Source organism: Phenylobacterium sp., from assembly GCF_030693625.1.
GTDB classification, from domain to species: domain Bacteria; phylum Pseudomonadota; class Alphaproteobacteria; order Caulobacterales; family Caulobacteraceae; genus Phenylobacterium; species Phenylobacterium ferrooxidans.
This window is the reverse complement of the sequence record NZ_JAUYAF010000047.1, coordinates 24,345-37,998: the sequence shown is the minus strand read 5'-3', so window position 1 is coordinate 37,998 and position 13,654 is coordinate 24,345. Positions and strand designations below refer to the sequence as shown.

General features: G+C 68.2%; 15 protein-coding genes. 13 read left to right on the top strand and 2 right to left on the bottom strand.

Annotation, left to right across the window (positions count from 1 at the left end):
* Positions 1-92: 92 nt before the first annotated feature.
* From ctaD to Q8N10_RS10285, 11 genes are all read left to right on the top strand, one after another.
* On the top strand, positions 93-1,739 hold the full coding sequence (ctaD, locus tag Q8N10_RS10335; protein WP_305663913.1) for a cytochrome c oxidase subunit I: 1,647 nt from the start codon (positions 93-95) through the stop codon (positions 1,737-1,739).
* Between the two features lie 81 nt (positions 1,740-1,820).
* Positions 1,821-2,789: a heme o synthase gene (gene cyoE, locus Q8N10_RS10330; protein ID WP_304777510.1), complete on the top strand. Its 969-nt coding sequence runs from the start codon at positions 1,821-1,823 to the stop codon at positions 2,787-2,789.
* Positions 2,789-2,935, top strand: coding sequence for a hypothetical protein (locus tag Q8N10_RS10325; RefSeq protein ID WP_304777508.1), 147 nt, complete (start codon positions 2,789-2,791; stop codon positions 2,933-2,935). The genes cyoE and Q8N10_RS10325 overlap by 1 nt, the downstream gene beginning before the upstream one ends.
* On the top strand, positions 2,928-3,554 hold the full coding sequence (locus Q8N10_RS10320) for a cytochrome c oxidase assembly protein (protein WP_304777506.1): 627 nt from the start codon (positions 2,928-2,930) through the stop codon (positions 3,552-3,554). The genes Q8N10_RS10325 and Q8N10_RS10320 overlap by 8 nt, the downstream gene beginning before the upstream one ends.
* Positions 3,555-3,627: 73 nt before the next feature.
* Positions 3,628-4,506, top strand: a complete 879-nt coding sequence (locus tag Q8N10_RS10315) for a cytochrome c oxidase subunit 3 (protein WP_304777504.1) — start codon at positions 3,628-3,630, stop codon at positions 4,504-4,506.
* Between the two features lie 4 nt (positions 4,507-4,510).
* Positions 4,511-4,876: a DUF983 domain-containing protein gene (locus Q8N10_RS10310; RefSeq protein ID WP_304777503.1), complete on the top strand. Its 366-nt coding sequence runs from the start codon at positions 4,511-4,513 to the stop codon at positions 4,874-4,876.
* Complete coding sequence (locus tag Q8N10_RS10305; RefSeq protein WP_304777501.1) at positions 4,860-5,600, top strand: SURF1 family protein; 741 nt, start codon at positions 4,860-4,862, stop codon at positions 5,598-5,600. Before Q8N10_RS10310 ends, Q8N10_RS10305 begins: the two co-directional genes overlap by 17 nt.
* Entirely contained in the window at positions 5,600-6,991 is a 1,392-nt protein-coding gene (gene thrC, locus Q8N10_RS10300) for a threonine synthase (RefSeq protein WP_304777499.1), read from the top strand. The genes Q8N10_RS10305 and thrC overlap by 1 nt, the downstream gene beginning before the upstream one ends.
* Positions 6,991-8,253, top strand: coding sequence for a pitrilysin family protein (locus Q8N10_RS10295; RefSeq protein ID WP_304777531.1), 1,263 nt, complete (start codon positions 6,991-6,993; stop codon positions 8,251-8,253). The genes thrC and Q8N10_RS10295 overlap by 1 nt, the downstream gene beginning before the upstream one ends.
* 40 nt (positions 8,254-8,293) lie before the next feature.
* Complete coding sequence (locus Q8N10_RS10290) at positions 8,294-8,905, top strand: GNAT family N-acetyltransferase (RefSeq protein WP_304777497.1); 612 nt, start codon at positions 8,294-8,296, stop codon at positions 8,903-8,905.
* A 29-nt stretch (positions 8,906-8,934) separates the two neighbouring features.
* Complete coding sequence (locus Q8N10_RS10285; protein ID WP_304777495.1) at positions 8,935-10,593, top strand: bifunctional diguanylate cyclase/phosphodiesterase; 1,659 nt, start codon at positions 8,935-8,937, stop codon at positions 10,591-10,593.
* 47 nt (positions 10,594-10,640) lie between these two features.
* On the opposite strand, the gene Q8N10_RS10280 is transcribed toward Q8N10_RS10285, so the two are convergent.
* Complete coding sequence (locus tag Q8N10_RS10280; protein WP_304777493.1) at positions 10,641-11,207, bottom strand: YqgE/AlgH family protein; 567 nt, start codon at positions 11,205-11,207, stop codon at positions 10,641-10,643.
* Between the two features lie 114 nt (positions 11,208-11,321).
* On the opposite strand from Q8N10_RS10280, the gene Q8N10_RS10275 reads away from it, so the two are divergent.
* Positions 11,322-11,804 (top strand): peroxiredoxin, encoded by a 483-nt coding sequence (locus Q8N10_RS10275; protein ID WP_304777491.1) that lies wholly within the window; start codon positions 11,322-11,324, stop codon positions 11,802-11,804.
* 6 nt (positions 11,805-11,810) lie between these two features.
* On the opposite strand, the gene Q8N10_RS10270 is transcribed toward Q8N10_RS10275, so the two are convergent.
* Positions 11,811-12,407: a DNA-3-methyladenine glycosylase gene (locus tag Q8N10_RS10270; protein WP_304777489.1), complete on the bottom strand. Its 597-nt coding sequence runs from the start codon at positions 12,405-12,407 to the stop codon at positions 11,811-11,813.
* A 14-nt stretch (positions 12,408-12,421) separates the two neighbouring features.
* On the opposite strand from Q8N10_RS10270, the gene Q8N10_RS10265 reads away from it, so the two are divergent.
* Positions 12,422-13,606 (top strand): amidohydrolase family protein, encoded by a 1,185-nt coding sequence (locus Q8N10_RS10265; protein WP_304777487.1) that lies wholly within the window; start codon positions 12,422-12,424, stop codon positions 13,604-13,606.
* Positions 13,607-13,654 lie beyond the last annotated feature (48 nt).

Genomic DNA, 13,654 nt, shown 5'->3' with positions numbered 1-13,654 from the left:
GCCGCGCCGGCTCCGGCCGCGGCGGCGCCGACTTCCACGCCGCCCGCGCCCGCTGCGGCGCCGGCCGCGCTCTGATCTAGGACACGCGTACGATGGCACACGCCGCCGCTCACGATCACGACCAACACATCCCGGGCTTCTTCACCCGCTGGTTCCTGTCGACGAACCACAAGGACATCGGCACGCTCTACCTGCTCTTCGCCATCATGGCGGGGATCGTCGGCGGGGCGTTGTCGGGCCTGATCCGCTGGGAGCTCTACGAGCCCGGGATCCAGGTCTTCACGTCCGGTTCTTTGCTGGACCAGCTCGGGGTGATCGAGGCCTCCAAGCACGGCTACAACGCCGTGGTCACCGCCCACGCCCTGATCATGATCTTCTTCATGGTCATGCCCGCCATGATCGGCGGGTTCGGCAACTGGTTCGTGCCGCTGATGATCGGCGCGCCGGACATGGCGTTCCCGCGGATGAACAACATCTCCTTCTGGCTGCTGGTGGCGGCCTGGGTGCTGCTGCTCACCTCGATGTTCACCGACGGCGGCCCCGGCAAGGGCTTCGGCGGTGGCTGGACGCTGTATCCGCCGCTGTCCACCTCTGGCCACACCGGCCCGTCCATGGACCTGGCCATCCTGTCGGTCCACCTGGCCGGCGCGAGCTCGATCCTGGGCGCCATCAACTTCATCACCACGATCTTCAACCTGCGCGCGCCGGGCATGACCCTGCACCGCATGCCGTTGTTCGTCTGGTCGATCCTGGTGACGGTCTTCCTGCTGCTGCTCTCGCTGCCCGTCCTGGCCGGCGCGATCACCATGCTGCTGACCGACCGCAACTTTAACACCCACTTCTTCGACGCCGCCGGCGGCGGCGACCCGATCATGTACCAGCACCTGTTCTGGTTCTTCGGGCACCCGGAAGTGTACATCCTGATCCTGCCCGGCTTCGGCATGATCAGCCACATCGTCTCGACCTTCTCCAAGAAGCCGGTCTTCGGCTACCTCGCCATGGCCTACGCCATGGTGGCCATCGGCTTCATCGGCTTCGTCGTGTGGGCCCACCACATGTACACCGTGGGCATGACCATCAACCTGCGCGCCTACTTCGTGGCCGCGACCATGGTCATCGCCGTGCCGACCGGGGTGAAGGTGTTCTCCTGGATCGCCACCATGTGGGGCGGCTCCATCGACTTCAAGACGCCCATGTTGTGGGCGATGGGCTTCATCTTCCTGTTCACCGTCGGCGGCGTGACCGGCGTGGTGCTGGCCAATGCGGGCATCGACTACAGCCTGCACGACACCTATTACGTCGTGGCCCACTTCCACTACGTGCTCAGCCTCGGCGCCGTGTTCGCGATCTTCGCGGGCTTCTACTACTGGTTCGAGAAGATCTGGGGCGTGAAGTACCGCGAGTGGCTCGGCGCCCTGCACTTCTGGGTGACCTTCGTGGGCGTGAACCTGATCTTCTTCCCGCAGCACTTCCTCGGCCTGCAGGGCATGCCCCGCCGCTACGTGGACTATCCGGAGGCCTTCACCCTCTGGAACCAGGTTTCGACGATCGGCTACCTGGTCACGGCCGGCGGTGTGGTGATCTTCCTGCTGCTGCTGGCCGAAGCCGCCCTCTCGCGCCGCAAGGCCGAGGCCAATCCCTGGGGCGAAGGCGCCACGACGCTGGAGTGGACCCTGTCCTCGCCGCCGCCGTTCCACCAGTTCAACGAACTGCCGGTGATCAAGCCCGACGCGCACTGACGCGCCGCGCTCACCAAAGACTTAAGAGGGGCGCGGGCTGGAACATCCGGCGCGCGCCCCTCGACGTATGAGAGTAGAACCATGACGATGTCGTCAGCCCTTCCGACAAGCCGCGCTCCCGCGCGCTGGCAGGACTTCCTGCAGCTGTTGAAGCCGCGGGTGATGTCGCTCGTGGTGTTCACCGCCATCACCGGCATGGTCTGCGCCGACGCCGCCATCAACCCGATCCTGGGCGCCATCGCGATCCTCTGCATCGCCGTGGGGGCGGGCGCCTCGGCCTCGCTGAACATGTGGTTCGACGCCGACATCGACGCCAAGATGCGCCGCACCCGCGGTCGGCCGGTGCCGGCCGGCCGGGTCCAGGGCGCCGACGCCCTGACGCTGGGGGTCGTGTTGTCGCTGTTCTCCACCATGCTGCTGGGCATGACCGTGAACTGGCTGGCCGCCGGCCTGCTGGCCTTTACCATCCTCTTCTACGCGGTCGTCTATACGATGTGGCTGAAGCGCTCGACGCCGCAGAACATCGTCATCGGCGGCCTGGCCGGCGCCCTGCCGCCGGTGATCGGCTGGGCCGCGGCCACCGGCACGGTCCCACTGAACGCCTGGCTGCTGTGCGCCATCATCTTCATGTGGACCCCGCCCCATTTCTGGGCGCTGTCGCTCTACACCAGCGAGGATTACGAGAAGGCCGGCGTGCCGATGATGCCGGTGGTGGCCGGCGCGAAGTCGACCCGCAAGCAGATCCTCATCTACAGCCTGCTGTTCACCCCGCTCTGCCTGGTCCCGGCCTTTACCGGCCTCGGCGGCCTGACCTATCTGGCGGTGGCCGCCGGCGGGGGGCTGATCTTCCTGATCCTAGCCTGGCGGGTGTTCAAGAGCCGGGCCGGCGACGCGGCCGATCCGCGCCAGGACGACGGCCTCTATGACGTCAAGGCCGCGGCCAAGGATGCGCGCAACCTCTTCGCCTTCTCGATTCTCTACCTGACCCTGCTGTTCGCCACCCTGCTGGCCGAGCACCTCCTCGACCTGCCCGCCTTCGGAGGTTTTTGATGAGCGACCCGCAGAACGAAGGCCCCGTCGACGCCAAGGCGCGCCGCGGCCGCAATATCGCGCTCGCCCTCGGCCTGGCGCTGTTCATGATCCTGGTCTTCGTGGTGACCATCGTGCGTCTGGGGGCCAGTACAGGCAATGGCTAAGCCGCCCCTCTCGCCCCAGGCGCGCCGCAACCGCAACCTCGGCGCCATCTGCGCGATCGGCTTCCTCGGCATGGTCGGGGCCTCCTTCGCGGCGGTGCCGCTCTACAAGGCCTTCTGCCAGCTGACCGGCTTCGACGGTGTGGTGCGCAAGGCTGATCGCGCCCCCGACACGATCCTGGAAAAGCAGCTGGTGATCCGGTTCGACACCAATGTCCGCGAACTGCCCTGGACCTTCACCGCCGAGCAGACCCGCCAGTCCGTGCGAATCGGCGAGACGGGTCTCGCCTATTTCAAGGTCACGAATAACGGCGACACGCCGATGACCGGCCGGGCCCTGTACAATGTGGTTCCGGAGTCGGCCGGCGCCTACTTCCAGAAGCTTGAATGCTTCTGCTTCTCGGACCAGACGATCGGTCCCGGAAAAACCATTGAGTTTCCCGTGGTTTACTTCGTCGATCCGAAATATGCCGACGACTTCGAGACCAAGGGCAAGCCTGAGGTGACGCTGTCCTACACCTTCTTCCCGTCCGTGGACGCGGAGAAGGCCAGCCGGCGCGCCGATGCATCGCAGGCCAAGGTCGGTTCGGCCCTTGGCGGACACACCACGGCGGGGCTATAGCCTCCGTTACGACGGCCTTGGGCAGCGGAGAGGCGCCCAGGGCTTTGAGATTTGAGAGGGGTTAGGACCGATTATGTCTGCCGGCGACGTCAAGCACGACTACCACCTGGTGAATCCCAGTCCCTGGCCGCTGGTCGGGTCCATCTCCGCGACGGTGATGGCGCTCGGCGCCGTGGTCTGGATGAAGGGCCTGTTCGGCCTGCCCGAAGGCACCCCGTGGGTCTTCTATGCGGGCCTCGGCGGCGTGCTCTACACCATGCTCGGCTGGTGGATGGACGTGGTGAAGGAAGCCAACGCCGGCGACCACACCCCGGTGGTCTCCATCGGCCTGCGCTACGGCATGATCATGTTCATCGCTTCGGAAGTGATGTTCTTCGTGGCCTGGTTCTGGATCTTCTTCGAGATGGCCCTGTTCCACGAGGCCCGGACGCTCTCCTCCATCGAGGAAGTCCGCACCGCCTGGGCCACCTGGCCGCCGGCCGGCGTCGAGCTGGTCCCGGCCTGGAACCTGCCCCTGGTCAACACGCTGACCCTGCTGCTCTCGGGCACGACCGTCACCTGGAGCCACCACGCGCTGCAGACCGGCGACCGCAAGGGCGCCAAGATCGGTCTGGCCCTGACCATCGCGCTGGGCGCGATCTTCACCGCCATCCAGGCCTACGAGTACAAGCACATCCTGGATCACAAGTACTTCTTCAGCGAAGCGGCCACCAACGCCGGCCTCTACGGCTCGTCCTTCTTCATGGCCACCGGCTTCCACGGCTTCCACGTCCTGATCGGCACCATCTTCCTGGCGGTCTGCCTGATCCGGATGATGGGCACCGGCCTGACCCAGAAGCAGCACTTCGGCTTCGAGGCCGCCGCCTGGTACTGGCACTTCGTGGACGTGGTCTGGCTGTTCCTGTTCGCCTTCATCTACGTCGTGTTCGGCGGAGCGGCTGGCGCCCACTAATCCGATGAGAGGTCACAATCCGCTGCTGGCGGGGCTCGCGGGCCGCTGCCCGAACTGCGGAGAAGGACCTCTCTTCTCAGGCTTCCTGACAGTGGCCGCGCGCTGCGAGGCGTGCGGCTACGATCTGGCCAAGGCCGACAGCGGCGACGGTCCGGCCGTCTTCGTGATCCTGATCGCAGGTTTCCTGGCCTGCTTCGGCGCGCTGTTCACCCAGTTCTCCTTTGATCCGCCCGTCTGGCTGACCATGATCATCTGGCTGCCCCTGACCCTGTTCCTCTGCCTTGGCCTCCTGCGGCCGATGAAGGGGCTCATGCTGGCGGCGCAGTTCGCCAATCGGGCGTCCGAGGCGCGGCATGACGGACAGGACTGACCCCACCCCCCGCAAGGCCTTCCCCCTCGCCCTGACCCTCGCAACCCTGGTCGCGGCGGGCATACTGATCTGGCTCGGCTCCTGGCAGATGCAGCGCATGGCGTGGAAGAACAGCCTGCTGGCCCGTATCGAGGCCTTGCAGGCCGCGCCCGCCCGACCGCTGGGTCCCGTGCTCGACGGCCTGGCGCGGGGCGGGCAGGGGGACTTCATCCGGGTGAAGGTGGAATGCCCGGGCCTGGGGGCCGCCCCCTATCTGGAACTCTATTCGGTTCGCGAGACCGGGGCCGGCCTGCGGCTGATCTCGGCCTGCGCGGTGGAGAGCGCCAGGTACCGCAGCATTCTCGTCGACCGAGGCTTCGTGTCCGACATCATCTCGGCGCGGCCGCCGGTCGACCCCGAGGACCGGACGCCGGTCAGCCTGGTGGGCGTCCTGCGCGCGCCTGATGAGGCGACCTTCGTGACCCCGGCCAACGACGTGGCGGGCAATCACTGGTACTCCCGCGACATCCCGGCCATGGCCGCGCAGCTCAAGGTGCCGGCGCCGGCCCCGATCATGCTGGCGGCGGAGACCAGTTCCAACCCCGCCTGGCAGGCCCTGAAGCCCGAGCCGCTTCCGGCGGAGATTCCCAACCGCCATCTGGAATACGCCCTGACCTGGTTCGGCCTTGCGGGCGCCTTGGTCGCCGTCTATGCCGCCATGCTCTGGCGATGGTGGAAGGCTTGATGCGGTACGTTTCAACGCGGGGGCAGTCGCCCTCGGTCGGCTTTGTCGATGCGATCCTGGCGGGCCTCGCCCCCGACGGCGGCCTCTATGTCCCGGAGGAATGGCCGAGCCTGACCCACAGCGAGATCGCCGCCTTCGCCGGCAAGCCCTACGCCCACGTGGCCACCGAGATCCTGGCCCGCTTCGTGGGCGACGAGATCCCCCGCGACATCCTGGCCGAGATGTGCGCCGAGGCCTACGCGACCTTCACCCACGCCGCCGTGGTCCCGGTCAAGCAGCTCTATCCGGGCGGCTTCCTGGCCGAGCTGTTCCACGGGCCGAGCCTGGCGTTCAAGGACGTGGCCATGCAGTTGCTGGCCAGGATCAGCGACCATGTGCTGGGCGCCCAGAAGCGCACCCAGACCATCCTCTGCGCCACTTCGGGCGACACCGGCGGAGCGGCGGTGGAGGCCTTCCGCGGCCGCGCCAACACCCGCATCGTCGCCATGTTCCCCGATGGCCGCATCAGCGAGGTGCAGCGCCGGTTCATGACGACGGCCGGCGAGGACAATGTCCGCTGCGTGGCGGTGTCCGGCACCTTCGACGACTGCCAGGCGATCCTGAAGGACGCGCTCTCCGACCAGGGCCTGAAACAGTCGGTGGGCCTGTCGGCGGTGAACTCCATCAACTTCGCCCGCATCGTCGCCCAGTCGGTCTACTACTTCACCAGCGCGGTCGCCATCGGCGCCCCGCATCGGCCGGTGGCCTTCGCCGTCCCCTCGGGCAATTTCGGCGACGGCTTCGCGGGCTTCATGGCCAAGCGCATGGGCCTGCCGATCTCCAAGATCCTGGTGGCGACCAATTCCAACGACATCCTGGCGCGCGCCTTCCAGGACGGCCGTTACAGCCGCGGGGCGGTGGCCCACACCCAGTCGCCGGCCATGGACATCCAGTCGGCCTCCAACTTCGAGCGGCTGTATTTCGAGGCCGTGCGCCGCGACGGCGTCGAGACCATGCGGGCGTTCAAGGCCTTCGGCGACACCGGGGTGATCGACATTCCGCCGGGCGCCCTGGCCATGATGCGCGAGACCTTCGTGGGCGTTTCCATCAACGAACGCGAGACCAGCGGCTCCATCGTGGCGACCCTGAACGAGACTGGTGAGCTGATCGATCCCCACACCGCCGTGGGCATGGCCGCCTTCCGCCGGGCGCGGGGGACCACCGACCCCATCGTCGTGCTGTCCACCGCGCATGCGGCCAAGTTCCCGGAAGCTGTCAGCGCCGCCTGCGGCGAGACCCCGAGCCTGCCGCGCAGCGCACAGAACCTGGCCGGCAAGGCCGAGCGCTTCGACCGCCTTCCGGCCGACGCCGACACCATCAAGGCCTATGTCAGGGCCTTTGCGGAAAGCTGATCCTGGCCACGCTTCATACCCTCTCCAACGGCGTCCGCGTCGTCTGCGATCCGGTCCCGGGTCTTGAGACCGTGGCCCTGTCCGTCGTCGCCGGTCGCGGCGCGCGGTTCGAGGACGAGGCCCGCTCAGGCTGGTCCCACCTGCTCGAACACATGGTCTTCAAGGGGGCGGGCGACCGTTCCGCCCGAGAGATCGTCGAGGTGGTGGAGGCGCAGGGCGGGTCCATCAACGCGGCCACAGGTTATGAGCGCACCAGCTTCCAGATCCGCGCCCTGGCCGGCGGCCTGGATCTCGGCTCGGCGGTGCTGGCTGACCTGATCCAGCGGCCGGTGATCGAGCCGGGTGACCTGACGCGCGAGAAGCAGGTGGTGGGCCAGGAGATCGCCGAGGCCACCGACACCCCCGACGACGTGGTGTTCGAGATGGCCCAGGGGGCGGCGTTCAGCGGCCAGCCGCTGGGCCGTTCGATTCTCGGCACCGACGCCTCCATCGCGCCGGCCACCCAGGCGACCCTGGCCGACTGGCGCGCGGCGCTCTACGCGCCTGAGACCCTGATCTTCTCGGCGTCGGGCGCGGTCACCGAGGACGAGGTGCTGAAGCTCGCCGAGCGGGACTTCGGCGGAGCCGTCGGCGCCCCGATCCCGGATGCCGCGCCGGCCCTCTTCACCGGCGGGACCGAGACGGCGCCCAAGTCGCTGGAGCAGGCGAACCTCGTCTTCCTGTTGCCCGCCGTGGGTGTTCGTCATGACGACTACTTCCCCTTGCGCCTGTTCGCCGAAATCCTCGGCGGCGGCATGGCCTCGCGGCTGTTCCAGGAGGCCCGCGAGAAGCGGGGTCTGGCCTACACCGTGGACGCCTATTCCGAGACCTATGCCGACACCGGGGTGCTGGGCGTGTTCGCCGGCTGCGCGGCTAAGGACGCCGCGGAACTGGCCAAGGTCGCGGCCGGTGAGATCCAGGGCCTGGCCGAGAGCGTCGAGCCGGCCGAACTCGCCCGCGCCAAGGCCCAGCTGAAGGCCGGCATGTTCATGGCGCGCGAGTCCCTGCAGTCGCGGAGCGAACAGGCTGCGGGCCAGGTGCTGCTGTTCGGCCGCCTGCTCTCCACGGCCGAGATCGCCGAGCAGATCGACGCGGTCGAGGCCGCCGACCTGGCCCGTCTGGGGACCTTGCTGCTGGCGCCCGGCAAGGCCGCTGTCAGCGTGCTGGGACCCAGGCCCGCCCTGAAGGCCGCCGACGCTTTCCAGAAGGCGCTGTTCGGGTAGAGAGCTTGACGGCCCCCGCTCCAGGTCCGACCCTCGCGCCATGGCCCTGCTGGACTGGATCGCGCCGGAAAGCGGCCTACGCGTGGAGGGCGAGGGGGTCTTCCTGCGGCCGGCCCGCAACGCCGACTTCGAGGCCTGGCGCGAACTGCGGGCGGCCTCTCGGGATTTCCTTCAACCGTGGGAGCCGACCTGGCCGGCCGATGATCTCAGCCGCGCGGCCTTCCGACGCAGACTGACGGCCTACGCCCGGGATCGTGAAGCCGGAACGGCCTATCCGTTCTTCGTTTTCCGCTCGAGCGACGAGGCCCTGACCGGCGGGATCACCCTGTCCAACGTCCGCCGGGGCGTCGCCCAGATGGGCTCGGTGGGCTACTGGTGCGGCCAAGCCTTTGCCCGGCAAGGACAAACCCTGGCCGCCGTCCGGGCGCTCACCCTGTTTTCCTTCCGCACCCTGGCCCTGCATCGCCTGGAAGCCGCCTGCCTCCCCACCAACGAACCCAGCCGCAAACTGCTCAGCCGGGCCGGGTTCGCCGAGGAGGGATATGCCAAGGCTTATTTAAAAATTAACGGCGTTTGGCGAGATCATGTCCTGTTCGGGCTTGTCTCGCCGCTTCGCGCGGCTCTGGAGCCTGATCAGGGAGTGTCGGTCTAGCCGGCGCGTGACCAGAGTTAGTCGAGGCGATGCCGAACGACCGTTGGATCTGGGACGCCACGACGACGCTTGAAGCGTTGGGCGCCGCCGACGTGGCCCTTTGGCTGTGGGAGCCGGAGCGTGACCGGCTGCGCATCACCGGCGCGTCGCGCGCCCTGGGGCTTGGCCCCCTGGCGCCTGAATGTTCGTCGGCCGCCATGCGCGCGCTGGCCATGCCCCAGGACCGGGCCCTGGCCGAGGAAGTCCTGCGCGTGCAGGAGCCGGGCAGCGAGATCGCCGTGCGCCTGCGGATGCGCGCTGGCGGGATCTGCATATGGCGTGGCGTCTGGCTGGAGGAGGGGCTACGCGCCGCCGGCGTCGTGGCCCCGGAAACCAAGTTCGCCGCCTCCGACGTCGACAAGCTGACCGGCCTGCTGGACCGCAAGAGTTTCATCGCCCAGGCCCGGGAGCGGCTACAGACCCCGGGCGTCCACGAACTGGTGGTGGCCGACCTCGACCGCCTGCGCCGCCTGAACGAGGCGCTGGGTCACGAGCGCGCCGACCTGGTGCTGGCCGCGCTCGGCTCGCGGATGGCTGCGGCCTTCCCGCCCGGCGTGCTGATGGCCCGCATCGGCGAGGACGAGTTCGCCCTGCTGACCCCCATCCGCGCCATCAGCGCCGCCGAGATCCTGCGCAAGGCCCTGGAGCAGCCCCTGCGGGTCGCGGGCTTCGATATCCATCCCACCCTGTCCATCGGCGCCGTCGAGGCCATGGGCGGTGACGAGGCGCCGGAGGCCGCCGAACTGCTGCGCCGGGCCGAGCTGGCCGTGGAGTCGGCCAAGAGCAACGGCCGCGGCGGCGGGGCCGCCTATGGCCGCACCATGGAGACAGATGGCCTCTCGCGCCTGGCCCTGGAGAGCGACCTGCGCGGGGCCATCGGGCGCGGCGAACTGACCGCCTACTACCAGCCCATCGTGCGCCTTTCGACCGGGGCACTGTCGGGTTTCGAGGCCCTGGTGCGCTGGAAGCACCCGCGCCGTGGCCTGCTGACCCCGGACCAGTTCCTGCCGCTTTGCGACGAGATGGGGCTGATGAGCGAGCTGGGCGCCCTGATGATGCGTCAGGCCGCCGAGCAGCTGGCGGTCTGGCGCAACAATCACCGGGCCGCCGGCGAACTGACCGTGGCGGTGAACCTGTCCACCGGCGAGATCGACCGGCCCGACCTGGTGGCCGACGTCATGCGCATCCGCCGCGACACCGGCCTGCCGCCGGGCGCGCTGAAGCTGGAGGTCACCGAGGGCGACGTCATGCGCGACCCCGACCGGGCCGCCGTGATCCTGGGCAACCTGCGGGAGGCCGGCGCGGCCCTGGCGCTCGACGACTTCGGCACCGGCTTCTCGTCGCTCAGCTATCTGACCCGGCTGCCCTTCGACACCCTGAAGATCGACCGCTATTTCGTGCGCACCATGGCCACCAACGAGGGCTCGGCGAAGATTGTCTCCTCGGTGGTGAAGCTGGGCCAGGACCTGGACCTGGAGGTGGTGGCCGAGGGCGTCGAGAACGCCCAGATGGCCAAGGCCCTGCTGGCGGTCGGCTGCGACTACGGCCAGGGTTTCGGCTATGCGCCGGCCCTGTCGGCCCAGGAGGCCGAGGTCTATCTCAATGAAAGCTATGTGGACGGCGCGGCGCCGGTGAAGGCGCGGGGCTGATCGTCCCCGCTCATTCCCGGCGAAGGCCGGGATGAGCGGATTTTGGGTCAGGCCCGGCCCGCCTCGGCTGTCAGCAGACTCGCGTCCACCCCGAGCTTGGCCAGGGCCTTGGTCCATTTCCGATCATAGTCGGGGTCGAAGATCAGGGCCTCGTCGGCAGGGCAGGTGAGCCAGACGTTCTCGCGGATCTCATACTCCAGCTGGCCTGCGCCCCAGCCGGCATAGCCCAGCGCCAGCAGGGCGCGGCGGGGGTGGTCCTGCGCGCCCATGGCTTCGAGCGCCTCGCGGGTGGGGGTCAGGGCGACCCCGCCGCCCAGCTCGATACTGTGATCCCCGGCGCTGTAGTCGTCGGTGTGAACGACAAAGCCGCGCTCGCGCTGCACCGGCCCGCCGATCAGCACCAGGTCGGGCGGGATCTCGATCTGCGACTTCACGTCCAGGCGCTTGAGCAGGTCGGGCACGGTGAGGCCCTCCACGGGCCGGTTCACCGCGATGCCCATGGCATGGGTCTCGTCATGGGCGCAGACCAGCACCAGGGCGCGCTCGAAACGCGGGTCGCCGATGCCCGGCATGGCGATCAACAGCTGGCCGCGGAGGAAAGAGGCGTCATCCATCGCCCCTAGTTTGAAGGTGAACGCGGCGCTTTCAAGTCTCGACCCCAGAAGTTCTGCGTTGAACCCCGGCCAAGCGGGGGTATCTGGTTTCCAACGCCATCACGGGAGAAGACCATGACCATCAAAGTCGGCGACAAGCTGCCCAGCGCCAACCTCATCGCCGGAACCGCGGAAGGTCCCAAGCCCACCACCACCGACGAGATCTTCGGCGGCAAGAAGGTGGCCTTCTTCGCCGTCCCCGGCGCCTTCACCCCCACCTGCTCGGCCAAGCATGTGCCCGGCTACAAGGACCTGGCGGGCGACATCAAGGGCAAGGGCGTGGACGCCATCGTCTGCCTGTCGGTGAACGACGCCTTCGTCATGAAGGCCTGGGGTGAGAACCAGGGCGTCCTGGACACCATGCAGATGATCGCCGATCCGGCCGGCGACTTCACCAAGGCCGTCGGCCTGGACATGGACGGCTCCAAGTTCGGCCTGGGCCTGCGCTCGCAACGCTACTCCATGATCGTCGAGGACGGCGTGGTGAAGGAGCTGAACGTCGAGGTGCCTGGCGAATTCAAGGTCTCGGCCGCCGACTACCTGCTGGCCCAGCTCTAGGACCACCTACGCCTTCGGGAATGGCCGGCTCAGGAATTTCGAGCCGGCCAGACCGAAGCGCCAGGGGGTCTGGACCCCCTTGGTGAGGCCGATGCGCGCGCCCACCACGATCTCCCAATCCTGCATCGACGGCTCCAGGGCGAAGGGTGGCTTGTCCAGCGGCGCCTCGTCGTGCTCGCGGGAGATGGCCAGGGCCTGGCACAGGCGTCCCGGCCCGGCGCAGAGCAGGCGCGCGGCATCGGCGCCGCGCCGCTCACGCATCTGTTCGAGGCCGCTCATCGGCTCCAGCGCACGGATCAGCACGGCGCTGCCCGGCGTGTCGCCGCAGACGAAGTTCAGGCACCAGTGCAGGCCGTAGGAGCGGTAGACATAGGCCCGGCCGACGGGTCCGAACATGGCGGCGTTGCGCGGCGTCGGCCCATTGAAGGTGTGCGAGGCCGGGTCCTCGTGGTGATAGGCCTCGGTCTCGACGATGCGTCCGCCGACCCCGTCCACGGTGAGGATCATGCCGATCAGGTCCCGCGCCACGTCGGCCGGGTGGCGCGCGAACAGCTTGACGCCGGGTTCGCTTGGGTCCGAACTGGGGACAAGAAAAGAACTCATCAGGGAAGAACGCCATGCCTTATGTTGAGGGCCAGACCATTCATGACGCCGACAGTCATGTGATGGAGCTTCCCGGGGCCATTCTCCCCTATGTCGAGGCGGGGCTGCGCGAGGAATTCGCGGCCAAGACCGCCAAGAAGAACACTCTCGTCGAATGGTCGGCCAAGGCCCAGGCGCTGCATGACGATCCGGAGTTCCGGGCCGGCGACGAGGCCAACCTCCTGCTGCGCAAGAACTTCCAGGCGATGGGGTCGTTCCGCAACACCGATCGTCCCCGCGCCCTGGACATGCTGGGCTTCACCAGCCAGCTGGTCTTCACCACCGCGGCGCTCGGGAACTACGGGCTGGAGGAGATGGGCGAGGTCGAGCTCGCCGTCGCCGGCGCCCGGGCCCACAACCGGATGATGACCGACTTCTGCTCGGTGGACCGCCGCCTGCTGGCCACCGGCTATGTCACCCTGGTGGACCTTGATCGGGCCGCCGATATCGCCCGCGAGGCCATCGAGATGGGCTGCAAGGGCTTGGTCATCCCCTCACGCCATCCGCCGCACCATTCGCCGAGCCACGCCGCCCTCGATCGGCTGTGGGCGGTGGCCCAGGAGGCGGGCGTGCCGATCCTGTTCCACGTTGGCGGCGAGGAGAAGATGCACGAGGCCTATCTGGAGAACGGCGGCGAGCGGGTGCTGGACTTCCATGGCGGGGCGGAGAACTTCACGTCCCTGACCTTCATGGCGATCCCGCTGTCGGTCTGGCAGACCCTGTCGGCCCTGGTGATCGACGGCGTCTTCGACCGCTTCCCCCGGCTGAAGTTCGGGGCCATTGAGCTGGGGGCCTCCTGGCTGCCCAGCCTGATGCGGTTCATGGACTCGGGCGCGGCGGCCTTCGGCAAGGAGGAGCGGCTGCAGAAGCTGTCGGCCAAGCCCAGCGAGATCCTGCGCCGCCAGCTGCGGGTCACGCCCTATCCGCACGAGGACACCGCCTGGATCATCGCCAACTCCGGACCGGAGATGTGCCTGTTCTCCTCGGACTTCCCGCACATCGAGGGTGGCCGCAATCCGCTCAAGCGGTTTAACGACGCGCTTGAAGGCTGCACGGATACGGCCAAGCGCGGCTTCTACCGCGACAACTTCATCGACCTGATGGGCAAGGGCCTCGATCCCGCCCTGCGCGACCACCCGACGCTGATGGCGGCGGAGTAGGCCGGGGCCTCAGGCGCCGCTAGGCTGGCGTAACCAATCCTTCCGGCC